This window comes from Cohnella sp. GbtcB17 (assembly GCF_019091135.1).
In the GTDB taxonomy this organism is placed as follows: Bacteria; Bacillota; Bacilli; order Paenibacillales; family Paenibacillaceae; genus Cohnella.
Window position 1 is genome coordinate 90,066 of the sequence record NZ_JAGXJW010000018.1, and the last position, 24,693, is coordinate 114,758.

20 protein-coding genes are annotated in these 24,693 nt (G+C 59.2%); 14 read left to right on the forward strand and 6 right to left on the reverse strand.

The window, feature by feature from the left end; all coding sequences use genetic code 11:
- Nucleotides 1-4 precede the first annotated feature (4 nt).
- Both KVT38_RS12160 and KVT38_RS12165 read right to left on the reverse strand, forming a co-directional pair.
- Nucleotides 5-874 (reverse strand): NAD-dependent epimerase/dehydratase family protein, encoded by an 870-nt coding sequence (locus KVT38_RS12160; RefSeq protein WP_217593987.1) that lies wholly within the window; start codon nucleotides 872-874, stop codon nucleotides 5-7.
- Nucleotide 875: 1 nt separating this feature from the next.
- On the reverse strand, nucleotides 876-1,835 hold the full coding sequence (locus tag KVT38_RS12165; RefSeq protein WP_217593988.1) for a zinc-dependent alcohol dehydrogenase: 960 nt from the start codon (nucleotides 1,833-1,835) through the stop codon (nucleotides 876-878).
- Nucleotides 1,836-1,985: 150 nt separating this feature from the next.
- Here KVT38_RS12165 and KVT38_RS12170 point away from each other — a divergent pair, with 150 nt between their 5' ends.
- The 4 genes from KVT38_RS12170 to KVT38_RS12185 all read left to right on the forward strand — a co-directional run bounded on the left by KVT38_RS12170 (nucleotide 1,986) and on the right by KVT38_RS12185 (nucleotide 4,582).
- Nucleotides 1,986-2,876, forward strand: a complete 891-nt coding sequence (locus tag KVT38_RS12170; RefSeq protein WP_217593989.1) for a helix-turn-helix domain-containing protein — start codon at nucleotides 1,986-1,988, stop codon at nucleotides 2,874-2,876.
- A 231-nt stretch (nucleotides 2,877-3,107) separates the two neighbouring features.
- Entirely contained in the window at nucleotides 3,108-3,482 is a 375-nt protein-coding gene (locus KVT38_RS12175) for a hypothetical protein (protein ID WP_217593990.1), read from the forward strand.
- A 30-nt stretch (nucleotides 3,483-3,512) separates the two neighbouring features.
- Nucleotides 3,513-3,893 (forward strand): CidA/LrgA family protein, encoded by a 381-nt coding sequence (locus KVT38_RS12180; RefSeq protein WP_217593991.1) that lies wholly within the window; start codon nucleotides 3,513-3,515, stop codon nucleotides 3,891-3,893.
- On the forward strand, nucleotides 3,890-4,582 hold the full coding sequence (locus KVT38_RS12185; protein WP_217593992.1) for an LrgB family protein: 693 nt from the start codon (nucleotides 3,890-3,892) through the stop codon (nucleotides 4,580-4,582). The genes KVT38_RS12180 and KVT38_RS12185 overlap by 4 nt, the downstream gene beginning before the upstream one ends.
- 40 nt (nucleotides 4,583-4,622) lie before the next feature.
- On the opposite strand, the gene KVT38_RS12190 is transcribed toward KVT38_RS12185, so the two are convergent.
- From KVT38_RS12190 to KVT38_RS12200, 3 genes are read right to left on the reverse strand one after another with little or no spacing between them, the layout of a single operon-like run.
- Nucleotides 4,623-5,621, reverse strand: coding sequence for a formylglycine-generating enzyme family protein (locus tag KVT38_RS12190; protein ID WP_217593993.1), 999 nt, complete (start codon nucleotides 5,619-5,621; stop codon nucleotides 4,623-4,625).
- Between the two features lie 35 nt (nucleotides 5,622-5,656).
- Entirely contained in the window at nucleotides 5,657-6,199 is a 543-nt protein-coding gene (locus tag KVT38_RS12195; protein ID WP_217593994.1) for a chromate transporter, read from the reverse strand.
- Between the two features lie 24 nt (nucleotides 6,200-6,223).
- Nucleotides 6,224-6,823, reverse strand: coding sequence for a chromate transporter (locus tag KVT38_RS12200; protein ID WP_217593995.1), 600 nt, complete (start codon nucleotides 6,821-6,823; stop codon nucleotides 6,224-6,226).
- 225 nt (nucleotides 6,824-7,048) lie between these two features.
- Between KVT38_RS12200 and KVT38_RS12205 the strand changes: the two genes are divergently transcribed.
- The 9 genes from KVT38_RS12205 to KVT38_RS12245 all read left to right on the forward strand — a co-directional run bounded on the left by KVT38_RS12205 (nucleotide 7,049) and on the right by KVT38_RS12245 (nucleotide 22,598).
- Nucleotides 7,049-8,245: an ROK family protein gene (locus tag KVT38_RS12205; protein ID WP_217593996.1), complete on the forward strand. Its 1,197-nt coding sequence runs from the start codon at nucleotides 7,049-7,051 to the stop codon at nucleotides 8,243-8,245.
- Between the two features lie 234 nt (nucleotides 8,246-8,479).
- Entirely contained in the window at nucleotides 8,480-12,379 is a 3,900-nt protein-coding gene (locus KVT38_RS12210) for a fibronectin type III domain-containing protein (protein WP_217593997.1), read from the forward strand.
- 143 nt (nucleotides 12,380-12,522) lie between these two features.
- A complete protein-coding gene (locus tag KVT38_RS12215; RefSeq protein ID WP_217593998.1) occupies nucleotides 12,523-13,281 on the forward strand; it encodes a response regulator transcription factor in 759 nt (252 codons plus the stop codon).
- Nucleotides 13,274-15,181 carry a sensor histidine kinase gene (locus tag KVT38_RS12220; RefSeq protein WP_217593999.1) on the forward strand — a complete coding sequence of 636 codons (1,908 nt, stop codon included), beginning with the start codon at nucleotides 13,274-13,276 and terminating at the stop codon, nucleotides 15,179-15,181. The genes KVT38_RS12215 and KVT38_RS12220 overlap by 8 nt, the downstream gene beginning before the upstream one ends.
- A gap of 232 nt (nucleotides 15,182-15,413) precedes the next feature.
- On the forward strand, nucleotides 15,414-16,754 hold the full coding sequence (locus tag KVT38_RS12225) for an ABC transporter substrate-binding protein (RefSeq protein WP_217594000.1): 1,341 nt from the start codon (nucleotides 15,414-15,416) through the stop codon (nucleotides 16,752-16,754).
- 85 nt (nucleotides 16,755-16,839) lie between these two features.
- Nucleotides 16,840-17,733, forward strand: coding sequence for a carbohydrate ABC transporter permease (locus KVT38_RS12230; RefSeq protein WP_217594001.1), 894 nt, complete (start codon nucleotides 16,840-16,842; stop codon nucleotides 17,731-17,733).
- The gene (locus tag KVT38_RS12235; RefSeq protein WP_217594002.1) at nucleotides 17,717-18,538 is read left to right on the forward strand and encodes a carbohydrate ABC transporter permease; all 822 of its coding nucleotides are present in this window, start codon (nucleotides 17,717-17,719) and stop codon (nucleotides 18,536-18,538) included. The genes KVT38_RS12230 and KVT38_RS12235 overlap by 17 nt, the downstream gene beginning before the upstream one ends.
- Complete coding sequence (locus KVT38_RS12240; protein WP_217594003.1) at nucleotides 18,535-21,060, forward strand: beta-mannosidase; 2,526 nt, start codon at nucleotides 18,535-18,537, stop codon at nucleotides 21,058-21,060. The genes KVT38_RS12235 and KVT38_RS12240 overlap by 4 nt, the downstream gene beginning before the upstream one ends.
- A 5-nt stretch (nucleotides 21,061-21,065) precedes the next feature.
- Nucleotides 21,066-22,598 (forward strand): glycoside hydrolase family 78 protein, encoded by a 1,533-nt coding sequence (locus tag KVT38_RS12245; protein WP_217594004.1) that lies wholly within the window; start codon nucleotides 21,066-21,068, stop codon nucleotides 22,596-22,598.
- 347 nt (nucleotides 22,599-22,945) lie between these two features.
- Here KVT38_RS12245 and KVT38_RS12250 read toward each other — a convergent pair whose 3' ends face one another.
- A complete protein-coding gene (locus KVT38_RS12250; protein WP_217594005.1) occupies nucleotides 22,946-23,500 on the reverse strand; it encodes a helix-turn-helix domain-containing protein in 555 nt (184 codons plus the stop codon).
- Nucleotides 23,501-23,646: 146 nt separating this feature from the next.
- Here KVT38_RS12250 and tdh point away from each other — a divergent pair, with 146 nt between their 5' ends.
- Nucleotides 23,647-24,693, forward strand: coding sequence for an L-threonine 3-dehydrogenase (gene tdh / locus KVT38_RS12255; RefSeq protein WP_217594006.1), 1,047 nt, complete (start codon nucleotides 23,647-23,649; stop codon nucleotides 24,691-24,693).

The following is a 24,693-nucleotide window of genomic DNA, read 5'->3' on the forward strand; positions in this document are numbered from 1 at the left end:
AAGCTCATCGGGAAGCCGGTTGTGCACGCATAGAGCGCTGCGGGTAGAATCCAATCGCGTCTGCGATGGCGCGCATGTCGAACACGGGCTTGTGCGCGTGGCCAGACTGTTCGTAGTAGGACAGGTCGTAATCCGCCGCACGGTCCCCCAGCACCGCACGGAGCATGTCGGCCGTAGGAATGCTGCAGCTGCTGTCGGGGCCGACCAGGTTCCACGTATGGACGCCGGGCGGCAGCTCAGCTTCGACCGTGCGAACGATGCCCGCGACGATGTCGCTGACGTACACATGGCTCAAGCGCACGAAGGGGATCGTCAGCTTCGTACCTGCGTCTACAGGCTGCGACGTCCAGTCTGCACCCACGACTGCGCCTAATCGCAGATTGACGAAGCGCGTGTCCGGATGCAGGCGATGGAAATAGTGCGATATCTGCTCGGCCATCGCTTTGCTGAGGCCGTAGGCGTCCGTCGCCAGACAGGGGTGCTCGTCCGGGATCGGCAGCCGCTCTGGCAGGAAGCCGCTGCCGAGGCAGCCGGGAGCGGCGACCGAGCTGGCCGAGACGAACCTTACGGCGCCTCTGTCGAGCAGGTACCGGAACAGCCGTCTCGTACCCAGTACATTTACGGATAAGCCGTCCTCCTCGCTGCAGCCGCCCGTCACCGCAGCCAGATGAATAACAGTATCGATCCGATAGGCATCCAGCTGCCGCAAGTCCTCGAACCGATCGAACGAACCCCGCACATGGACGCACCCGGCATCGTCCCGTCCCAACGCCTTGCCGCCGCGCGACAGACAGACGACTTCATGGCTGCCGGCCAGCCGCGGGGCCAGCTCGCGGCCGATGAACCCGGTTGCTCCGGTAATCAGGATCGCCATGTTAATTCACCTGCTCCCAATTAATAACGATGCCGTTGTATTCGTTGCGCTGCTTCGTGAACAGTTGGTTATACAGTTCAGGCGAAGCGTCCCACCGTACTTCGTGCGAGATCAGGCCCGCCAGGTTCAGACTGCCGGATTCGATGAGCCGGATCACGCCTTCGCGCGAGGGGCGATCGCCGATGAAGCAGGGGAAGATTGCGTTCAGCTGCTTGCTGTGCGGCACGTCGTAGCGGAAACCGACCCGGTCCGGATACCAGCCGAGGAAGACGAACGTTCCCTTGCGCCGACAGGCGTCCAGCGCATCGTCCAGCAGTGCCTCAAAGCCGGTCGATTCGGCGACGATATCGATCCCCTCGGGGAACCGGGCGCGGATCGCCAACGGCACGGACTGCACTGAGGCGTCGATTGCCCAGTCCGCGCAGTACGCCCGGGACCGCTCAAGGCGATCGGCCGAGATGTCGGAAACCACGACATAGGCGCCGCGCAGGCGGGCGAGCATAGCCGCGCATTGGCCGATCAGCCCTTGCCCGACGACGTACACGGTGTCGCCCGTATTGACCTTGGCCAGATTCCAGGCGTTGGCCGCGACGCAGGGCTGGACGAACATCGCGCAATCCCGCAACGAAGCTTCCGAAGCGAGCGCGTGCACATGATGTCTGCTCGCCTTCACATACTGCGCATGCGCGCCGTTGCAGAATACCGTCACGAAGTCGCCGACCTTGACCGTGTCGGCCGCATTCGCCCCGACCTCGACAACCGTTCCGCTGGCCTGATATCCGTTGACGAAGGGCGGCGGGCCATAATCCTGCCGTCTTCCTTCGGCGATCCACATTTCCGTACCGATGCTGATCCCGGAATAGGTGGTCCGGATAATAATCGAATCGTCGTCGATCACAGGGTCCGACATCTCCATGATTTCCGCCCGCTTGCCGAGCTCCGTTACTGCCAATGCTTTCATCGCTTTCCAGCCGCCTTTCGTTATAATGAAGCTGTACGTTGTTATCGTAGCCCTCTAAAGGGCGAATCGCGATGGCAATTATTCAGACTCGGATGGCGGATATACCGATATCGGACAAGAGAAGAAAAAGAGGGAAGAGGAGGGGCGAGCATGCCGCTGGGCGCCGTGTATCTGGGAGAGCAGTTTTTCAGGCCGGGAGAATCGTTTCGTATCGTCAAGCACTCGGAAGCGGTCATCGGCGGGCAGCGGCCTCACGCCCACGACTTTGTCGAGATTTGCTACGTCTATGCGGGTGCGGGCTATCACGAGGTCGGCGAAGAGATCTACCGGGTGGCCAAGGGAGACCTGTTCCTGATCAACTATGAGGTCAAGCATGCCTTTTACCGCGATCCGGAGGACGAAGAGCTCATCACTTACAACCTGTTGTTTCTTCCGGGCTTCATGGACGACAGCCTGCTGCCGTTCCAGGACTTCACGAGCTTGACGATGTCCTATCTGTTTAAGGACAGCTGGATCGAGGGACGCGTACGGGAGAATCTTCGCCTGAATGCCGAGGAGCAGCGGGAGTTCGACGAGCTGATCGGCAAGATGGAGCGGGAGTACAACGGTCAGCTTGAGGGGTACAACGCGGTGCTGCGGGCGTATATGATCGAGCTGATCGTCAAAATGATGCGAGGCTACCAGCGCAGAAGCGCGGCCGACGAGCGACAGCCCAGGCGGAAATCCGAGATCGAGGCGGTGCTCCGATACCTCGATACCCATTACCACGAGCCGTTCCGCCTCGCGGAATTGGCCAAGCGGACCTTTTTCAGCAAAAACTACTTCAGCCAGCTGTTCAAGGAAACGACCGGCATGACCGCGATGCACTATGTGCAGCAGGTGCGTATCGAAGAGGCATGCAGGATGATGCAGGAACCGGACAAAAAGATGGCGCAGATCGCCCTGGACGTAGGGTATGCGGATTACAAGGCGTTTTATCTGGCGTTTAAAAAGCAGAAGGGGCTCTCGCCGCACGAATATCGAAGCGGCTTGACTTGGTAGGGGGCACAGGCGTGTTCGCGCCGCAGCCGCTTAGCCTGCTCGATCCGGTGCCTGGTCAGGTAATCCATCGGGCGATGGAGGCAGTTAGCGTGAAGGCGCTCCGATATGTGAACAAGCTCGGCCTGCTGCGCAGCCAGAAGCCGCTGCCGACGGAGGTGCTGGCCAGCGCGATGACGAATGCGGCCAAAAGAGAACGAACGGCAAACCCAGGAAATGGAGAGGAAGACTATCATGAGAAAAATCAACTCGTTCGCGGAAGCGGAAAGCTTCGCGGGAGAAGGGATCGAGGCGATCCTGCAGGCGTCGCTCGTGTCCCCGGAGGCAGCGAGCATCGCTTCGGCCGGCGACGAGCCAATCCAAGAAGCGAGCATTACCGCTTATGTCCGGGATGGCCGGGAAACCTCGGCGCATCACGTGCTCGACTGCCGCTCCATCACGGGCGCATCGTATATTCTTTGCGTTCATGTCGGCAACGGCCCCTCGGTGCAGCATTTTGACGAGGAGGATTGGCTGTCCTTCGGCGAAGCTTGCGAGGATGAGGATATCGCACTGGACGGCAAGCCGGTGCTGGCCTATACCTTTAAAGGCTTGGCGAGGGTGCGATGAGCCTGCTAGCGAATGGGAGGAAGCGTAGGCATGACCGGATTCGCCATTTTGCTCGGATTTAATTTGCTTGGACTGCTTGCGGAGCGCGTCTTCCAGCTGCCGATTCCGGGCAATGTCATCGGCCTGATCCTGTTCACGGCGGCCTTGTTCCTGCGACTCGTCAAGCTGGAGTGGGTGGAGCGCTCCGCCGAGCTGCTGACGCGGCATATGATGCTGTTCTTCGTGCCGTATATCGTCGGTACGATCGCCTTTCTGCCGGTGTTGCGGGCGAACGGGCTCGCGATCGTCGTCAGTCTCACGGGCAGCACGCTGATCGTCATGCTCGTGGCCGGAGGCGTAGCCGCCCGGGTCGGCCGCAAGGCTAGGCCTGCGCCTGAGCCCGGGCAGGGAGAGGCGAGCCCCGGCCTATGAACTTGCAACAGATCTATGAAAACCCGTTGTTCGGCGTGACGGTTACCGTCGGCGCCTACGTCATTGCCCTGAAGGTGCAGGGCCGTTGGAAATCGATCCATCCGTTGTTCGTCTGCTCGGGCGCGATCATCGCGCTGTTGCTGCTATTCGATATTCCTTATGACGACTACCGGGCAGGCGGCGATCTGATTACGTTCTTTCTGGGACCGGCGACCGTCGCGCTGGGCGTGCCGCTTTACAAGCAGCGGCACTTCCTCCGCCGCTACTTCGCTGCGATCCTCTCCGGCGTCACCCTCGGATCGGTGAGCGGCATCGCCGGCGCCGGGCTGCTCGTCTGGCTCATGGGCGGAACGCAGGAGCTGATGGCGACCATGATGCCGAAGTCCGTCTCCAGCGCCATCTCGGTCGAGATCGCCCGCCAGGCCGGCGGCATTCCCGAGCTCGCCGCCGTGCTGACGGTGCTGACCGGGCTGCTCGGCAGCATGGTCGGACCCGCCCTGCTGCGCCGACTGGGCATCTCCGGCGATATGCCGATCGGCGTCGCCATCGGCACCTCCTCCCACGGCATCGGCACGGGCCGCGTGATTCGGGATTCCGAGCTGCAGGGCAGCGTCAGCGGCGTGTCGATGGCGCTGGCGGGTATAGTAACGTCGCTGCTGTTTATTCCGCTGTACGGCTGGTTCCATTAGCTGTACAGCTTTTTTGCAGGTGCCTTCCCCGCCAACCTCTTCAGCGCGACCGCGCCACGCGAAACCCGCAGTTGCCGCTGGAGCTGTCCGGCGTGTTCGAGCTGCGCGCGGCGACGCGGTACCGGTTGCAGGAGGAGCGGCGGCACAGGTAGGAACCGCCGCGCATCGAGCGTGTGTCCGTCGGCTGGTCGAATCTCGGATTCGACGCGGCGGTGATCGAGTGGTAGGCGGGCGTGAACCAGTCCGCGCACCATTCCCACACGTTGCCTGCCATATTGTAGAGGCCGTGTCCGTTAGGGGCGTAAGCATCCACGGGAGCGGTTCCCGCGTAGCCGTCGCTCTCGTTGTTTTTCACCGGAAACTTGCCCTGCCAAATGTTGCAGCGATGCTCCCCGCCCTCCTTCAGCAAGTCCCCCCAAGGATAAGTTTTGCGGGCCAGTCCGCCCCTCGCGGCATACTCCCATTCGGCCTCGGTCGGCAGTCGCGCGCCGGCCCAGCTGCAATATGCGGCAGCGTCGTGCCAACTGACGTGGACGACCGGGTGGTCCATGCGGTCCTCGATGCCGGAGCCGGGCCCTTCGGGCTTGTCCCACCTGGCGCCGTTCACGACGTACCACCAGGGTGTCGACTGCGGCACGTCGGTCACGCTTTGTTTGACGGCTTCGGAGACGAACAGGTGAAAGACGTAGGACCAGCCGAAGCGCTCCGCCTCGGTGACGTAGCCGGTCGCTTCGACGAACGCTTTGAAGTCGGCGTTGGTAACGGCATGAGCCGACAGGTAAAAGCCGTCTACCCGCACCGGCCGGGGAGGCCCTTCGCCGTCCGCGGGAAATCCGTCGGCCGCGTCCGTGCCCATGACGAACTCGCCGCCGGGAATCCATATCATATGCGACTCAAGCTCAGGATGAGGCGATGGCCGGCGGTCAAGCCGGACGGCTTCAGGCGGCGGCGAGACGGCGCCGGCGCTGTCCGCTGGAACGGACGATCTGCGGGCGGCGCAGCAAGGTCTGACTTGTTCTTCCAAGCAGGTTCGCTCCATTCGCTTAGGGATTAAAGGCTGCTCCGATAAGCCGGCTAGCCGTAGAGCGCGATACCGACCAGACCGGATATGAGAATGACGACAAACGGATGCTTGTGCAAATAGACGAGCGCGAACAGGGAGCCGACGAATATCGCGAGCTGGCACCAGGTCCGCCAATCCGGCGCAGTCGTCAGCATGCCGGCATGCCGCGCGAACGACACGGCCGCATAGGCGACAAGTCCGACGACGACGGCCCGCAAGCCGTAGAAGGCGGCTGCCACCCGAGGATTGTCGCGATAGCGGAAAAAAAGCTTGCCCGCGGCCAGAATGAGCGCGAACGAAGGCAGCAAGACGGCCAGCGCCGCTAAAGCTGCTCCGAGCCACCCTGCTTGCCGAAAACCGACGGCTACCGCGATGTTCGTCGCGATCGGGCCGGGCGACATGCCTGCGACGGCTACGATGTCCGCGAGCTGGCTCGCCTCCATCCAGCGATAGCGGTTCACAATCTCTTCCTGAATGAGCGGGATCATTGCATAGCCGCCGCCGAACGAGACGAGCCCGACGAGGAAAAACATGGCGAACAGATCGATCAGCATGCCCTCAACCTCATTTGCTCAGAATTATATCATGTAATCGTAGACAGGCTCTTTGTCCTTGATTTTTGTGTCCTTGCCGCTTAGCGCGCGGAAATGAACCCATAGCATGCCGGCTATTGCGCCCAGGGCGATGACCCATAGCGGATGGATGCCGGTAAAAAGCAGGAGCGCGGCCGCCGCCGCAAGCGTGCCTGAGGCGAAGTCCACGATCGAAGAGCGGGCGACCTTAATCGCCGCGAAGGCGATGAGCGCGGCGACCGTGGCGCGTACCGCGGTGAACGCCGCTTCGATTTTCGGATTGTCCTTGAATTGAACGTAGAAGATCGACAAGACGATCATGAGCGCGAAGGTAGGCAGGCAGATGCCGAGCAGCGCCGCGATCGCGCCGGATACGCCGGCGATCCGGTAGCCGATGAAGGCGGCCGAATTTGCGGCGACGGCGCCGGGCACGGTGCCGGATACCGCGAACAAATCGGCGATTTCCTCTTCGCGCAGCCAGTTTTTCTTTTCGACGACCTCGCGTTCGATCGCCGGGATTAGCGCGTATCCGCCGCCGAACGTTAAAGGGCTCATTTTCAAAAATACGAGGAATAGCGAGAGCTGGAGCTTTCTTTTATCGGTCATGGTGAAACCTCCCGTCTTCAACAGTATAACATCTTAAATCCAAAATGGAATTAAGTTTGAAATATTGGGCTAAAATAAAGCGGGAATCGAATTTTAATCTCTTTTCTTTTTTTCATTTTGAAATTAAACCGACCGGAGGACCGTGATATGGCTCGCCGTAAGGTGTTTCGATATAATAATAGGAACGATTAGAGCCGAACGAACGAGTGAGGAAGTGCCCTGTCCATGGATCGCGCGAATCGAGTGCCCACGTCAAAGGAATTGATCTACCGCCATATCGCCGAGCAAGGCGCGGCGTCCAAGGCAGAGCTGCTGGAGCGTTTCCGGATTCCGAGCAGCACGCTTACGCGTACGCTCGAAGAGATGACCGCGGACAGGCTTATTCAGGCTTCGGGTCTCGGCCCTTCCAGCGGCGGCAGAAGGCCGATCGTATACGAGACGAATCCGGCATTCGGTTACTTTTTCGGCCTGGAGATATCCCGTTCCCATGCTTCGCTCGGCTTCTTCGACGTCCGCATGAACCCGATGTCGTTCACCCGCTGGCGCATGGACGAAGCGATGACGCCGGACAAGCTGATCGCGCACGCGGAGAAGACGGTCAAGGCCATCCTGTTCGATCACAAGATCGAGCCCGGCCAGGTGAAGGGCTTCGGCATCGGTGCCGTCGGACCGCTGGACCGCGAGCGGGGCATCGTGCTTCGGCCGCTCCACTTCGCGGCGCCGGGCTGGCAGGACGTCCCGATCTGCCGGATGGCCGAGGAAGCGACCGGGTTCAAGACGCGTCTCGAAAACGGCGCGAACGCAGCGCTCATGGGCGAGCGCTGGGCGCTGCGGCGTGCCAATCCCCAGCATATGCTGTACGTGCATGCCGGGATCGGGCTGCGCTCCGCGATGATGTCGAACGGCCGGATCGTCCATGGCTCGATCGATCTGGAGGGCGCAGTCGGGCAGATGATCATCCAGGCGGACGGCGCGCGGCTGCACGAGGGCGGCAACTTCGGCGCCCTGGAGGCGTACGCCTCCATTCAGGCGCTCGAGAAGCAGGCGCAATCGCAAGCCAAGCTGGGACGCGGCGGCTGGACGGAGCGGCTACGGCGCGCGCCGGAGCAGATTCGCTACGACGACGTGCTGCAGGCGCTGCGGGAGGGACATCCGTCCGCGGTCGAGCTGTTCGACGGCGCGGCGGTCTACCTGGGCATCGGCCTCGCCAATATGATCAACATGTTCCACCCGGAGACCGTCATCCTGGGCGGGTCGCTCATCTACTCGGATGAACGCTTTTACCGAACCGCCATCGAGACTGCCCGCCAGAACGTTTACTACTATCCGACGTACCAGCCGGTTTTCACCAAAGGCGAGCTGCGCGAGGACGCCGTCGCCACCGGCGCCGCGCTCATGATGTGGAGAGGGATGGAGATCTAGAGCAGCCGGTTCCCGGGGAACCGGCTTTTTTGCGCAAATTCGCGCCTTGATCCTAATCCAGTCCAGAAAAATACGAACACAGTCCTGTCTGCTTGCCCGTCGACGGCGTTAAAATCGAAAAAGAAAGGCGGTAACGGATTCGATGTAAGTTTTGAAAGCGCTTAATTAAAATAACGGAGACGACCTCGTCCTCTGATTACATAGATTCCACTCCTCACGAAAGGGCGGGAACCCGTGACAACACTGATGGAAAAGATGAAGAGAGGCAAGTGCTGGCGCGCCAAAGGCTGGCTAGCGCTGCTGCCGGCGGCGCTGGCGCTATTCGCGTTCGGCGGCAGATCGGAAGCGCTGAGCGACTGGCAGTTGATGAAAACGGAAGGCTTTGAGGACGGCTATTGGAGCACTTCGGCATCGGGTTCCGGCAGCGCGGTTTACGATACAACGGTCAAATCGGAAGGGACGCGAAGCTTGCACCTGAACGGATCGGCCGTCAGCAGCCAAGCTTATGCGGAAAAGTCGATTGCGATCGCTTCGGGCCAATACCGGGTCAGCGTTGATGTATACCCGGTCTCGATCACGGGGGAGATGGTGGTGGCGTTCGCCAAGGATGCGGACTTTACCGAGGAATTCTTCTATTTTATCGTCGATCAGAACCGACAGTTCAAGGTGCGCTACTTCGACACGTCCGGCGGCATTCACGATACGACGACCTCGGGCACGCTGAACGCCAATCAATGGAATACGCTGGAGCTGACGGTCAATTGGGTGGACGGCGTCATCACGCCCAAGCTGAACGGAACGGCGTTATCCGCCATTGCGGCGACCGGCATCCGGCAAGGGGCGATCGTCAAAAGCCGGATCGGCGACTGGTGGGACGGAGGGAATTACGGCAACGTCTACTTCGACAATCTGAAAATCACGACCTACGCGGACACGTCGAAGACGCCGCTGCAGAAAGCGGAAGCGGTCGCGGAGCTATACCGGCAGCGGGCCCAGCAGCTGTCCAAGCTGTGGTCGAGCGGCACAGTTCCCGGCACGGCCAAGGATAACTTGCTGGAGATGGGGCAGCGCTATGACCTACTCGGCCTCAATTCCATTTACCTGCTCAACGGGAATGCAACGTTCAAGCAGGCGTACAACGATTACGTGACGGCCGCCTACACGGACGGCGTCGGCATTCACGTCCGCAGCGGCGGCATCCGCTATTCCTTCACGACCGCTTACGAAGGCACGCCTATCGTGCACAAATGGCTGCAGCCCGCCCCCAACGACGTGGTCATGCTGCAGCGGCCGGGCGACTATGCGGCGCTCTGGAACCGCGCCTATGCGGACCGCACGACCCAAAGCAACTACTGGGGCACGCATTACTGGATGCCGTATTCGTACTTCTGGGAAAATATCGTGGACTTGAACACCTACGCGTACCAGTTGAATTTTAACGAGATGGGGGACAGCGGCGCGAGATCTTTCGCGAACCTGTGGTTCTTGTACCAATCGACCGGAGACGCGAAGTGGAAGGCGCAATTCGACAACATCCTGGACACGGCCTGGCGCGAACGAAGCGACCTGACGAATCTGATGCCGAATTACAACAGCGGGAGCGGCCGCAGCGGCCATCCGTTCGGCGACAGCTTCGACGTGTACGGTCTGGACGTCGGCGCGTTCGACCTCTATAACTTTTTGCTGAGCCTTTACGATCTGTACGGCGAGCAGAAGTATTACGACATCGTGAAGACGCAGGCGGACAGTTGGATCAAATACGGCTGGCAGAAGGACCCGATCGGCGGCGGCTGGTTCGGCCGCAACGGCTCGCCCGATTCGGGCAGCGCCTTTACCGCGCCGTGGCACTTTTTCGAATGGCAGGCCGGCGTCGTCATGGCCCGGATGGCCGAGACGACGGGCGATTTGCGCTACCGCCAGTATGCGACGGACATTCTCGCGTATTTGCGCAACCAAAAGTGGCGGATGGAGGACAAGTCCATTTTGTTGTCCGCGCAGTTGGCGGGATACCTTTATATGCAAACCCGCGATACAGCCTACTGGGACATCTATAACGAATTCATCGATTATTTCGAGCATGCGTACGTCGCGAACGACTGGATCTATACAACCTCTTATATCGACACGTACGAGGGCGGCAGCGGTCCCGATATCAACAATATCGGCAACGGCAGCACCCATTTCTGGACGGTGGGCATGTACATTCACAGCAAGCTCATGCAGGACGAGATGAAGTCGATGCTGGCGCCGAACCCGTTTCAGATGATGTATCCGGTCGCGGTCAATTCTCCGATCCTGCCTCCGGCCGACAAGTTCAGCTCGCTCACGATCGCGGGCGCGAACAAAAATATCATCCAGGCCACTCGAACCGAAACCTCTGCCCAAAACGTGTTCATATCCGTCGGCGGCCTGGTGACGAACGGGTATACGAACTTCGCGGTACAGGATGGCAACAACGCGGCGCTGAGCTTCAGCTTGATCGACGTGAGCGGCTATTGGTACATCAAAGTACCGTCCACGACCGCTCAAATCATCAAGGTGACAGGCTCGGCGGATACGGCGGCGCCGGGACAGACGACCGGACTTGGCGTCGCGAACGTCAGCGACACGAAGCTTGCGTTGAGCTGGACGGCGAGCACGGCGAGCGACCTTCGCTATTACGAGGTTTACCGAGGGACGACCAGCGGATTCACGCCGGGAGCGGGCAGCCTGATCGCCATTCCGCAGACGAACAAGTGGCTGGATACGAATCTGCTGCCCGGCCAGACCTACTATTACAAGGTGCTGGCGGTAGACAAGGCGGGCAACAAGGGCGTCGCATCGAGTCAGGCAAGCGGCACGGCGACGACGGTGCAGACGGCGAAGCTGATCGACGACATGAACAGCTTTGCGAAAATGTACAGCCATACGGCGGGCCTGAGCTTCGATGCTTCTTCTCCATCCGGCTTCGAGGACGATACGAGCCGACTGATGCGCATGACGAACACCGCCGAGTCGATCGTTTACAACCAGAACGGCATGGACAGCGTGAAGCTGTTCGCCTATTGGTCGGATAACGATACGACAATCAATCATTTCAAGTTCTATTTATCGTCCACCGACAGCAATTATAAGGAGATTACGCCGCTGACGATCGAGGACAAAGGCGGGACGAAAAGAAGAATCGTATATACGCTGCCGGAGCTGCCTCCTGACGCGAATTTCCTGAAGATCGCTTACGCGGAATCCGATTCGCCTGTCGCTTATCCGCAATTGGGCCGAATCGAGATTGGCTACCGCACGGGAACGACGCAGACGGATTACGTGCTCAAAGATCCGTTGGACAATTCGACCGTGACGTACAACATGGATGCGGGACTGGACTTCGACTACAGCAGCGTTCCTTCTTTTGAAGGAGACCGAAGCAGGCTGAAGCGCACGACGCTCAGCTACAATACCGCGACCTATTACGCGAACGACATCAAAGGCTTCGAGATGAACGCCTTCTGGTGGGAAGGCGATACGACGGTCACGCACTTCAAGTTTTACGGTTCGGCCGACGGCATCGCCTTTAGCGAGATTACGCCGGTCATCGCGGATCTGGGCGGCACGTGGAAAAAGATCAAATATACGAAAAGCGGGCTGACCAACGTCAATTTCCTGAAAATCGAATTCAGGGATATGGATTCATATCCTTGGGCTTCGCAGATCGCAAACGTGGATTTGACGTACGGTGGCAAGATGCTTGTCGACAACCTCGACGACCTGAAATGGACGAAAAGCGCGACCAACACGGTTATTCTGGATTCGTCGGCTTGGGCGAACTTCGGCGGCGACCGGAGCCGGGTGTCCCGCACGGCGAACGCGGCGGATCGGCTGGTTTATCAGGTGACGGGGATGACCGGCTTCACGGTGCGCGCGCATTGGTGGGAATCGGACTCGACGGTCGACCATTTCAAGCTCTACACCTCCGCGGACGGCGTTAATTACACGCAGGTAACGCCTGCCGTCAGCGATCAGGGAGGCGTATGGAGAAGAGTGATGTACTTTCAATCAGGTCTCAGCGGGGTCAATTACCTGAAGATCGAATTCGCGGACACGGACACCGGCCAGATCTTTACGCCGCAGCTCGGCAGCGTCTGGATTGCCTATTAAGCATTAAGCGCTAAGTGCGGCGGTGTCGGCTGCAGGGCGGCTTCTTCTCCGGGAGAAGCCGCTTTTGCCTCCCATATCTCTATGAAAGCCGACAGGGTTCTGGGATAATAGATGAATCCGCTTGCAAAGTGAGGGACGCCCAAGTGCAGGACATACTGGTGGTAGACGACGAGCCTCTCATTCGACTGGGTCTGAAAAAAATTATCGATAACGCGCGCGCGGGCTTCCAGGTCCGGGGAGAAGCCGGAAACGGCAACGAAGGGCTGGAGAAGCTGGCCGCGCACCGCTTTCATACAGTCATTACGGACATCAAAATGCCGGGGATGAACGGCGTCGAATTCGTCAAATCCATTTTCAGCCGGTATCCCGGGGTTCGCGTCATCGTGCTCAGCGGCTATGCCGAGTTCGAATTCGTGCGGGAGACGATGAAGTACGGCGCGGTGGATTATTTGCTCAAGCCGGTGGACAATCAGGATCTGCTCGATCTGTTGTCCGCGATCGGCCGGAAGCCGGGGGCCGCAGGCAGCGAGCCTGACGCTTCTCCCGCCTCTCCGCCCCTTCCCGCCCCCAAAAACGATCCTATCAGTCGTGCGAAGGCCTACATCGCGGAGCATTACCGGCACAATATTTCCTTGAACGAAATCGCGGGCATCGTGCATTTGAACGCGATCTACTTTTCGCAGCTGTTTAAAAAGGAAACGGGAGAAAACTTCACCGGCTATTTGATCCGCTGCCGGATCGAGCAGGCGCAGCGGCTGCTGGAGGATCCGCACAACCGGATCGCCGAGATCTCCCTTGAGGTCGGATACGAGGATCCGAACTATTTCAGCCGGATCTTTAAACGAATAACCGGCCTGTCGCCGCAGGAGTATCGCGCGCAGCGCGGAGGCCGCAATGCGTAGACGGCGATGGAGGCGGCTGCGGCTCCGGTTCGGACGGGCCGTCAGCCTGAGCCGGCGCAGCCTGACGTTTAAGCTGATCGGCGGCTTCGTCGTGCTGATTTTTATTCCGATGCTGGCCATTATCCTGATCTCTTCCTACGTGTACAACTACAACCAGAAATCCAACTATATCAGCTCGCTGAACGTGATGGTCAACCAGGCGGCGGATCAGCTGTCGATGTATATCAAGGACATGAAGTATTTGTCAGAAATTCCGCTGAACGATGCCGAGATCATGCAAGAGCTTCACGACAACGCCATCCATAATAGGAACTATTATTTCGATCTGCGCACGCAGGGCATTCTGATGAGCTTTATGGAATCGACGCTATTTTACAAGAAAGAGATTTCTTCCGTCGTCGTTTTCGACATGGCCGGCCGCAGCATCAACAAGCTGAGAGATACGGACATCAATCTGGCCGCGGACTTCAATCCTGTCGGCGAGCGTTGGTATCCGGCCTTGATCGCGGCGGAAGGCGAGAGCGTGCTGCTGCCCCGTCACCGGCTCAAGCTGGTCGGCGAGGAACGCTATATGGACGTCATCTCGGTCGGCAAGGCGCTGCGCGATTACAATGGCTCGTTCGAGCCTGTCGCCGGTATTTTAATCAGCCTGAAGGTCGAGGAGCTGGCCCCGTTGTTCCAGGCGCTGAACGTCGTGAATCGGCAGCGGACGATCGTGATCGACGAGGAAGGACAATTCATCTACGATTCCGGCGGAGCCGCGGACCATAGCAGCCTGATCGCGGCGCAGGTGCTGGACGACAGCGGGGACGTTAAGGCCAACCAACTCAACATCGGGGGAGAGTCCTACGTTCGGACGAGAACGGTGGTGTCTGAGACGGGTTGGTCGGTCATTTCTTTTTTTCCGAAAAAAGAGCTGAACGTCTCCAACACGACGACAACGATCTATGCGCTGCTGCTCATGTCGGGCTGCGTGCTGATCGCGCTGAGCGTGTCCGTCTGGTTCGCGGTGCGGCTGACGCTGCCGATCAAGCGTCTCAGCGCGACCATGAAGCGGGTGCAGCAGGGCAATTTGCATATGAAGCTGCGCAGGGGCGACAAAAATGAAATTTTTCAGATCAGCCACGAGTTCAATAAGATGATCAAAAAAATAAACGGCCTGATCCGGATGCTGTTCGTCGCGCAGCTGAAGCAGAAGGAGGCGGAGCTGAATGCGCTCAAGCTGCAGATTCATCCGCATTTTCTGTTCAACACGCTGGAGTCGATCCATATGATGGCGGAGCTGAACGACGATGCGGACACGTCGCGGATGGCACGCATGCTCGGAAAGTTTTACCGCTATTACATTACCGAGAATACGAACGAGACCGTATCGCTGAAGAAGGAGCTGGACCATCTGACCAGCTACGTCGAGCTGCAGAAAATCCGGTTCGGCAACCGCTTCGCATGGGAGGTGCAATTCGACGAGCGGCTGTACGCTTGCGAGATTCTCAAATTCGTCTTTCAGCCGATCGTGGAAAACGCGATCGTGCACGGCTTGGCCGATACGCCGGCAGGCGGACTGCTGAGCTTGTCGGGAACGGTGAGCGGGCAGACGGCGCAGTTCCGGATTCGCGACAATGGCTGCGGGATGACGTCGCGGCAACTGACGGAGCTGCGGGCGAAGCTGGAGGGAGCGGCAGTGACGAAACAAGAGACCGCGGCACAAGAACGGGACATTCAGACAGTGGAGACCGGCGGACTCGGCATGGGAAATGTCAACGAACGACTCAAGCTCTACTACGGCGACGCCTATGGCTTAAGCGTGGAGAGCGAGGAAGGGGCGTGCACTTGTGTGACGCTGACTCTTCCGCTACAGGCGAAGGACGGCGCGTTCGCGCTTGAGCTGCTGCGCAAATAAACCACCAGTGCGGGCGCCGTCGTTTTTATCGGGAGATAAGCAGCGAATATTCGCCAACGCCAAAAGGACCGTCAGGGTTAGGGTTAGCCCTGCCGGTTTTCTTATGTATCCGGAGCGCCGGACAAAGGCCTTAATTCAATCCAGATAAACATAAAACGAGTCCATTATAAGAATCGTGCAAGCGCTTTACAATGGACTTGCGGCACAATCAACCAGCGGGGGGACTTGAACAATGAAAAAAACCAAAATCGTATCGCTCGCGCTCGCCATGACGTTGACAGGCTTGCTCGCGGGCTGCGGTGACAGCAAGGACAACGCGCCGAGCGGCAGCGCAAGCGCAAGCGCGGCGGCCTCATCCGGCCAGGCGACCGGGGAGGCTTCCGGCTCGCCGGAGCAGCCGACAGTAACAGGCAAGCTTACCTTTTTGACGTGGGAAACGAATATCGTCGATACGAAGCTGAAGGATATGGCCGACCGGTTCATGGCGGATTATCCGGGCGTCGAGCTGAAGATCGAGGGCTTCACGGACAATCAGACGATCAAGATCAGAGCCGCGTCCAACAGCTTGCCGGACATCGTCAACGTGACGGATACGCATCTTAGCCGGGATCAGTGGTCCAAGTTTTTCGTGCCGCTCAACGACTTGCCCATCGCCGGCAAGCTGATCGGCATGGATTCGCTCGTCGCGCCGGACGGCAAAAACTATACGGTGCCGCGCGGTCTGATGCTGACGCCGGTCGTCTGGTACAACAAGGATATTTTCGCGGAGCTCGGACTCGAAGTGCCGAAGACGTACTCGGCGTTCCTGGAAACGAGCCAGAAGATCAAGGACAGCGGCAAGTACATTCCGTTGTCTTCCGGCGCCAAAGACGCGTGGCCGCTGGATCCGTATCAGCAGCTCGCTCCGATTATCGGCAACGATACGAACATCTATAACGCGTTCGCCGAGCAGGAGGAGCCGTTCACCGCGGACAGCGGCTACGTCAAGAGTTTTGGCATTTTGAAGGACTTGGTGGACAAGGGTTACTTCGAAAAGGATCCGCTGTCCGTCGGGTTCGACGCCGCCACCAACGATTTCGGCTCGGGCAAGTCGGCGATGATGCTGATGGGCACGTGGCTGTATCAGAACCTGAGCGAAAAGGGCGTGGACATGACCCGCTTCGCGATCTTCCCGTTCCCGGTATCCGACACGCCCGCCGCCACGACCATGCTGACCGCTTCGCCGGACCTGCCGATGGCGATCAACAAGAACACGAAGAGCATGGATGCGGCCCTCGCATTTCTGGACTGGTATTACAGCAAGTACGATTCGGAATTCATGACCTACAGCGGTATGCTCTCTCCGCTTAAGGATGCGGACAATTCCTCCATTCCCTGGGCCGGCTTCGTGAAGGACTATCAATTGAACATCGCGACGCTTGCGCCGCAGCAAGAAAAAGCGATCAAAGTATGGAACAACTCCGGCATCACGCTGTACAAATCGCTGCAGGAGCTCGTCGCCGGCAGAACGGTGGACCAGGTGGTCAAGGACTTGAACGGTAAATTCAAGAAAGCCGTCGCTGCGGCCAAATAATCGCAAAAGCCCCGGTCGGGCCGGAGGTCGGGAAAGCTTGCGCTGATCCGCCCCCGGCTGATCGCGAGGAGCAGGAGTGAACCCGATGAGTTTGCAGATGAAAAAAAGGGTGTTCGTGTCGTCGTTTCTGCTCGTGCCGCTCGCCTTGTACGCCATGTTCGTCCTGTATCCGACATTTAAGCTCTTCCAACTGAGCTTTACGGATTGGAACGGCCTGGACGGCGCCAAGTGGATCGGCCTGGACAATTACCGCGAGGTCGTGCAATCCAGGGAAGTGTGGGTGTCTCTGCGCAACAACCTCATCTACTTCCTTACCGGTCTCGTCGGCGTTGCGTTCTCGTTGTTCCTGGCGGTGCTGCTCACCGGCAAGCTCAGGTTTGCCAAGGGCTTCCGCTCCATCGTTTTCGCACCGTTTATTTTGAACGCCACCGCCGTTTCCTTTATGTTCGGCTTCCTGTACGAGACCGAATCGGGAGCGATCAATGTCGCTCTGCGGGCGCTGGGGCTCGGATTTTTGGAGCAGCGCTGGCTGAGCGACGCTTCCGTGGTCAATGTCTCGCTGGCGCTGATCGTCGTCTGGAAAACGGTCGGTTTCTATATGGTCATCCTGATCGCCACCTTGCAATCGATACCCGAAGATCTTTACGAGGCGGCCGTCATCGACGGCGCGGGAAAGTGGCAATCGTTCCGGTTTATCACGCTGCCGTGCATCAGCGATATCGTGAAGCTGTCGGTTTTCCTGGTGTTCACCGGCAGCGTGCAGACGTTCGAGCAGCCGTTCCTGCTGACCGGACAGGGCGGTCCGGGATATGCGAGCATGACCTTTGCGCTGTACTCGGTGCACGAGGCGTTCCAGTTCAGCCGTTACGGGCTGGCTTCCGCAATGGCGGTCGTGCTGATCGCGATCGTGCTGGTCGTACAGCTGACGCAGCATATTCTAGTAAGGGAAAAGGGCGACAACCATGAAGATTTTAAATAAAACGTTGATCTATGCCCTGATGGGATCGGTGAGCCTGCTCTTTATCGCGCCGATTCTGATCGTGCTCTTCACCTCCTTCAAGTCCAACGAAGAGCTGCTGCTGAACCGGCCGTTCGCGTTGCCCGACAGCTTCCTGTACCTGTCCAATTACGCCTATTTTTTTCAGGTCGGCAACGTCGGTACTGCGTTCGGCAATTCTCTCGTTCTGATTGCGGTAAGCGTCGTCGGCAATATACTGCTCGGCTCGATGGTGGCTTATGTGCTGGGCCGATTCCGCTTCAAGGCGAAGCCGCTGATCTTGTTTGTGTATATGATCGCCTTGATCGTACCCGGCATCACGACCGAGGTCGCCCGGTTCTCGTTGGTGAACCAGCTTGGCGTCTACGATACGCTGCTCGCGCCGACGCTGCTCTACGTGGGCACGGACATCATTCAAATTTACATGTTCCTGCAGTTTTCCCGGACGCTCCCCTATAGCTTGGACGAAGCCGCGATGATCGAAGGCGCTTCTTATTTTAAAATTTATTACCGCATTTTCCTGCCGCTGCTGGCGCCGGCGACCGCGACCGTGGCCATCCTGAAAATCATCGGCGTCTTCAACGATATGTACATTCCGTATTTGTACATGCCGTCCGCGCATTTGCGCACGGTGGCCACGCTGCTGATCGGATTCACCGGCGACCGGATGGTGCTGTGGAATTACATGTCGGCGGGCATTCTGGTCATTACGGTGCCTTCCGTGCTCATCTATTTAATCTTTCAACGCTGGATCTTCTCCGGCATCGCGATGGGAGCGGTCAAATGAAGCGGCAGTCGTTAAACGAAGCGTGGCGGGTAAAAGCCTGCGAGCTGCATGTGGGAGCCGACGAGTTGGAGCGGGTGCTGCTGGACAATGACGGGTGGCTGGCGGCCGATTTGCCGTGCGATGTCCGCATGCCGCTGATCCGCGAAGGGATCATCGAGGAACCGTTGACCGCCAATCATTGCTTCGACAGCGTATGGGTGGAGCGTAAATCGTGGTGGTTCAGGAAAAGCTTCCGCGTGGACGAGGCCGATCTGGCGAATGCCTGCGTGGCGGAGCTTGTGCTGGAGTCGCTCGATTGCGAAGCGGATCTTTTTTTGAACGGCCGTCGCCTCGGGCATCACCGCAGCGCGTTTTATCCGTTCAGCCGCGATGTGAAGGCTTGGCTGCGCGCCGGGGACAACGAGCTCGTCGTGCGCCTGACGACGGGCAGCGAGCTGCACAGCGAAGCCGATGTCGCCAAGCTGAAAAACACGATCGGCATGGAGGGCTTTAACGGCCGCGGAGATGCGGGGAGAATTATGCTGCGCAAGCCGCAGTACGTGTTCGGCTGGGACTGGGGGCCTCGCTTGGCCAGTTGCGGCATTATGGGGGACGCGACCTTGCGCTTTCACCGGCTTGCGGCGATCCGTTCGGTCGCGGTCGATACGCGCGTCGAAGGGAGCGACGGCTGCGTTGCGGTGACGGTGGAAGCGGATCAGTTTCATTCTTATGCGACCCGCGAGGCTCGGTTCGAGATCGGTCTCTATGACGGGGAGACGCTGATCGAGACGATGATTGCGGAAGCACCGCTGGCTTCCGGACTGAATTACATCCGGCTGGACGGACGGATAACCCAGGTCAAGCTGTGGTGGCCGAGCGGCATGGGCGAGCAGCAGCTGTACGCCGTCCGGGTCGCCATGATCGTTGAGGATGAGCGGGCGGAGCACCCGCCGGTTGCGTTCGGCGTGCGGACGATCCGCTTGAACCAGGAGCGGATCGACGGCGGGGCGGAGCGCAGATTCGCGATCGAGATCAACGGCGTCGCGTTGTACGGGAAAGGCGCCAACTGGATTCCGCCGGATTCGATCTATGCGAGAGTTGACGTCGCTGCATACGAGAAGCTGCTCGGCGAAGCCGCGCAAGCGAATTTTAACCTGATCCGCGTATGGGGCGGCGGGCGCTACGAGCCGGATTGCTTTTACGAGCTGTGCGACCGTATGGGGCTGCTGGTGTGGCAGAACTTTATGTTCGCCTGCGCCGCATATCCGGACCGGCTGGCATGGTTCCGCAGCGAAGTGGAGCGGGAAATGGATTACCAGACGCGGCGGCTGCGGAACCACGCTTCGCTGGCTTTGTGGTGCGGCAGCAACGAAAACCATTGGGCATTCGACGAGTGGTGGACCGGGGAAAAGCAGGCCGAGTATTTTGGAGGCGCCTATTGCTATAACTATATCGCGCCGGCCGTCGTGCGCAGGAATTGCCCGCATATTCCGTATTGGAACAGCTCGCCATACGGCGGCGCGCATCCTAACGGCAGCGAGGCGGGAGACCGCCATCACTGGTTCGAATGCACGATGAACGAGGAGATGGGGAAGCGGATCGCGCCGGAGGAATACGACCAGCTGAGCGGCAAGTTCATCTCCGAATACGGCTATATCGGCCCGCCGGGCCTCGCGTCGATCCGGCAATACTTCGGACCGCACGAACCGGACCGCACGAGCGCGATCTGGGACAACCATACGAACGTGCACGAGAAAAAAACGGTGCCGGCCGGCATCGCCAAGCACTATGCCGATCCGAAAAAGCTGGATTTGGAGGGCTATCTGCATTACGCAGGGCTGACGCAAGGTTTGATGCTGCAATATTCGCTGGAGGCGATCCGGCGTAAGGAAGACTGCTCGGGCAGCCTATTCTGGATGTACAACGATTGCTGGGGAGAAGTCGGCTGGTCCATCGTCGATTATTACCGCCGGCGGAAAATCGCTTATTATTTCGTAAAGCGGGCGTTTGCGCCGGTCCGGTTTATTTTGCGAGAGGCAGGCGGGGAAGTGGAGGTCACAGGCTGTAACGATACGGCCGCCGAGGTCGAGCTTCGTGTGGAATACGGCTATCAATCATTCGACGGTACCGTTAAAAACGCGGACACGGCAGTCGTTGTTTTAAAGCCGTTTTCCCGCTGCGAGGCTCTTCGTTTCCCCAAAGGCGCGTTCGATCATCCGGCAGGGGTCCGCTACGTTCTTCCGCTGTCGACGGAGATCGCCGATCCGGCTTGGCTGCGGACGAACACGTACAGGGAAATGCGGCTGACGATGCCAAAGCTGAAGCTTGCGCCGGTCTCGACGGAAGGCAAACAATGGACGGTGGAGGTTTCGACGGACGTTTTCGCCCACGCGGTCCATTTTGATTTCGGTTTAGTGAACGAAGCCGTCCCGTCCGACAATTATTTCGATCTGCTGCCCGGACAGCGTAAAATCGTAACCATCGACGGCCTGGACCCGTTAAGCCGGGCGCATGTGTCGGTTCGGTCCGGTCTGGAGAGGTGAGCGGCATGTCGAACAGAACGAACGAGGCGGACGGAAAAAACGGAAAGAACCCGTACCAACCGGTCCGCCTTGCGGTAGGGCCTTTGACAGAGACGGGAGCCGTACCCTCCAATACGCCTATGTTCCGCTGGACGGTCGAAGGCCGCCGCGAGGAGCGCGCTTTTCGGCTGCTGGTGGCTACGCGTCCCGAGCTGCTGCTGCCGGGACAAGCGGACCAATGGGATACGGGCATCGTCAGGCAGTGGGGCGACCCGGGCATTTGCGCGCGCGGCCGCGTGCGGTATGCCGGACCGGCGCTGTCGGCCGGCCGTACCTACTACTGGAAGGTACAGATCGGGGACGACGAGTCGGAGATGTCCCGCTTCTCGGAAGCGGCCGCGTTCAGGATGACGGACGATCTGCCCGATGCAAAAACGGCGGCTGCCGCCCGGGTGTTCGGCGAACGCAACGATGCGATCTACCGGACGACGCTGGACAGTCTTTATAGCCGAACGACGCCCGACGGGTACGTGCCGACCTCCGTCACCGGCGCTTATCCGGGGCAATTCGTGAGAGACACGGCCGCGCATCTATTCGCTCTGCTGGCATTGGCGGATCTCCCCGAAGCGCGCAAGGTGCTCGTGTCTCTGCTGGACCGGATCGAAGCCTGCGGGGCGGAGCGTGCGCCGCAGATCATGTTCGCTGACGGAAGTCCGCCGGTCATGCTGGATCAACCGGACGGTCATTATCAGCTCTTGCTGGCTTGGGCGGATTATGTGCAGCTCGCGGATGACAGGGAGACGGAGCGCAAATATTACCCGCTCGTTCGCGATTTCGCTTTTTATTACTTGAAGGCGCCGTATTTCGATCCGAAGCTGAACCTGCTCTGGAACCCGGCCTACGAACATGCCCGCGAGAATGTGCATATGAGCGTGTACGATCTGCTCACCAATCAGTTTGCCGTGCAGGCGCTGACCAAGGTTGCGGGCGTTGCCCGGCGGCTGGCGGACGACGAGACGGCGTCGCTTCTGGAAAACAATGCGGGAGCGCTGCAGGCAGGAATCGAACGGGGCTTGACGGCGCTTGACGAGGACTGTCGGCCCGTTTTTGGAGAACTGCGCGGCCGGGACAGCGCGGACCGGCTGCTGCCGGGCTTTTCCTTCGTCAACCTGGCGCCGATCCCTGCCGCGGTGCCGGGTGCGGAGGAGAAGACGCGCAATACGTTGCAAGCCTATGAACGCCAAGGTTCGTTTATGTGGGGCGAATTCCGCATGCTTCATACGTACATCACGCCGAATACGACGAATGCCGGTGCGCAGGTCATCGGCAAAGGGTTGGCGTGGGCTTGTTATTTCTATGCCACGAGCGGCGATTGGAATCGGCTGTCCCTCTTGCAAGAATGGTTGGAAACGTACAATACGGTTCCGCTATTCGGAGAAGCATTCAACTTCCTCCCGTTCTCCCGTGGAGAAGCTTATATCCAGGACGGCGGCAACCAAGAGCAGGCGAGCTGGTTCATTTGGGCGCAAGCGCAGATTCGCAGGCTGGCAAGCGAATAAGGAAGGACGCCGAAACAGCCTTGAGGCTGTTTCGGCGTCCTTTTTGTTGCTAGATCAGCATTTAAAAATTTGGCGGCGATTCGTAAAAGGGTAAAGCGCCTTCGGTGCCGGGGAGTTTTGATGTATTGCGGATCGAAAAACCTGCATACGTACATGTATTTTCTACCGACTCGCGACACGTGATGAAATGCCTGCAAATGCGCAGGTAAATTCAAAGCACAAGCCGGAAAGGGCAGATGGAGGAAAATACCTGCGGATCTGCATCTTTTCTTCTCGAAAGGATAGCGATCGGCGAAAAAAGATGTATATTTGCAGGCATTACGGCGACAGAACAACGCGGGCGCGCATCACGAAGGATAATGAATGAGCGTAATATAGGTAGTGACCTGACCGGTATTGTTCCGGTACGCGTGCGGTCGGTCCGCGTGGAAGCGCACGGCGTTGCCCGCAGAGACCGCGTAAGTCTTGCCGCCGATCTCGACGTCGAGCGAGCCGTCCGTCACGACGATATATTCCTCGACCGCTTCGTTGTGGGGCTCCGATTCGTGGCTGCAGCCGGGATCCATGTTGACCGCGTACATTTCGAAGCCCTTGCGCTGGTCGAAGGGGAACATCGGAAACGCGCGGTAGGCGCCGTCTTCCTCTAAAAACGGCTCGATCTCGGCCATATCGACGAACGTGACTTCCGCCTTTGCCTCCTCGATAAGCGACGTAAATGAAATCTTTAATCCGTTGACGATTTTCCACAACACGGAAATCGTCGGATTGGAGTCGCCACGCTCGATCTGGCCGATCATCGCTTTGCTGACGCCCGTCAGCTCGGCCACCTGGTCAAGGCTAAGGCCGCGCGATTTGCGCACGGCTTGCAGGTTTTTGCCGACTTTCTTATGAATCGCGTCCATCGTATCCACCTAAGTCCCGTTATTTTCTCTCCATTATACCGGACGTAAGGCGAATATAAACCTATATAGTTAGATTGTACAATATACAATACAAATGTATAATATGTTGTATATGACGGATTTAACTCGATACGAGGGTGATGAGAATGCGGGATAGAACGATGCTCGGCCTGGTCAAGCCGAACCGGGGACCGGGCGCGGCGCTGATGGAGGTGCCGGTGCCGGTCCCGGGACCGGCAGAAGTATTGGTCCGGGTGAAGGCGTCCTCGATTTGCGGCACGGATCTTCATATCTATAATTGGGATTCTTGGGCCGAGAGCGCCGTCGTCACGCCGAACGTTTTCGGACACGAGTTCGCGGGCGTCGTCGTTGACATCGGAGAGCAAGTGGCGAACGTCAAGATCGGCGACCATGTCTCAGGCGAAGGCCACATCGTTTGCGGCACCTGCAAAGCCTGCCGTACGGGCAATGCGCATGTCTGCGCCCGCACGCGCAGCTTCGGCATCTCGGCGCCGGGCTGCTTCGCCGAGTATGCGGTGCTGCCGGCCGGCAATGTGATTCACAACCGGCCGGAGATGCCGTTCGAGCTGGCGTGCTTGCAGGATCCGCTCGGCAATGCCGTGCAGACCGTCCTCGCCGACGACATCGTCGGCAAGTCCGTCGCCGTGATCGGCACGGGCGCGATCGGGTTGATGGCGATCGCCGTAGCGCGCGCGTGCGGCGCGGGCAAGATCATCGCCGTCGACGTCCGCGCCAACCGGTTGGAGATGGCGAAGCGGATGGGCGCCGACGCGCTCGTCAACAGCGCGGAGACACCGATGGCCGAGGCGGTTCGCGCGCTGACCGACGGCGAAGGGGCCGAAGTCGTGCTCGAGATGTCCGGCCATCCGGCAGCGATCCGGGGCGGGTTCGAAGCGGCGGCGAACGCGGGGCGCATATCGCTGCTCGGCATTCCGACGGACGACGTGCCGATCGACCTGGCGCGCCATCTCATTTTCAAAGGGATCAGCGTGCACGGCATTACCGGCCGTCGCATGTACGAGACGTGGTACCAGATGAAAGGACTGCTCGATTCGGGGGCGCTGCGGCTGGATGGACTGGTCACGCATACGTTCACGCTGGACCGTTACGAAGAGGCGTTCGAGCTGGTGAAGTCGGGCAATTGCGGCAAGGTCGTCTTTACGCACAGCTGA

Coding starts and splice junctions, on each gene's coding strand:
- KVT38_RS12225 (WP_217594000.1), top strand. CDS start 15,414: ATGAAAAAAACCAAAATCGTATCGCTCGCGCTCGCCATGACGTTGACA.
- KVT38_RS12230 (WP_217594001.1), top strand. CDS start 16,840: ATGAGTTTGCAGATGAAAAAAAGGGTGTTCGTGTCGTCGTTTCTGCTC.
- KVT38_RS12175 (WP_217593990.1), top strand. CDS start 3,108: ATGAGAAAAATCAACTCGTTCGCGGAAGCGGAAAGCTTCGCGGGAGAA.
- KVT38_RS12160 (WP_217593987.1), bottom strand. CDS start 874: ATGGCGATCCTGATTACCGGAGCAACCGGGTTCATCGGCCGCGAGCTG.
- KVT38_RS12240 (WP_217594003.1), top strand. CDS start 18,535: ATGAAGCGGCAGTCGTTAAACGAAGCGTGGCGGGTAAAAGCCTGCGAG.
- KVT38_RS12235 (WP_217594002.1), top strand. CDS start 17,717: ATGAAGATTTTAAATAAAACGTTGATCTATGCCCTGATGGGATCGGTG.
- KVT38_RS12250 (WP_217594005.1), bottom strand. CDS start 23,500: ATGGACGCGATTCATAAGAAAGTCGGCAAAAACCTGCAAGCCGTGCGC.
- KVT38_RS12170 (WP_217593989.1), top strand. CDS start 1,986: ATGCCGCTGGGCGCCGTGTATCTGGGAGAGCAGTTTTTCAGGCCGGGA.
- KVT38_RS12195 (WP_217593994.1), bottom strand. CDS start 6,199: ATGCTGATCGATCTGTTCGCCATGTTTTTCCTCGTCGGGCTCGTCTCG.
- KVT38_RS12205 (WP_217593996.1), top strand. CDS start 7,049: ATGGATCGCGCGAATCGAGTGCCCACGTCAAAGGAATTGATCTACCGC.
- KVT38_RS12165 (WP_217593988.1), bottom strand. CDS start 1,835: ATGAAAGCATTGGCAGTAACGGAGCTCGGCAAGCGGGCGGAAATCATG.
- KVT38_RS12185 (WP_217593992.1), top strand. CDS start 3,890: ATGAACTTGCAACAGATCTATGAAAACCCGTTGTTCGGCGTGACGGTT.
- KVT38_RS12190 (WP_217593993.1), bottom strand. CDS start 5,621: ATGGAGCGAACCTGCTTGGAAGAACAAGTCAGACCTTGCTGCGCCGCC.
- tdh (WP_217594006.1), top strand. CDS start 23,647: ATGCGGGATAGAACGATGCTCGGCCTGGTCAAGCCGAACCGGGGACCG.
- KVT38_RS12245 (WP_217594004.1), top strand. CDS start 21,066: ATGTCGAACAGAACGAACGAGGCGGACGGAAAAAACGGAAAGAACCCG.
- KVT38_RS12200 (WP_217593995.1), bottom strand. CDS start 6,823: ATGACCGATAAAAGAAAGCTCCAGCTCTCGCTATTCCTCGTATTTTTG.
- KVT38_RS12180 (WP_217593991.1), top strand. CDS start 3,513: ATGACCGGATTCGCCATTTTGCTCGGATTTAATTTGCTTGGACTGCTT.
- KVT38_RS12220 (WP_217593999.1), top strand. CDS start 13,274: ATGCGTAGACGGCGATGGAGGCGGCTGCGGCTCCGGTTCGGACGGGCC.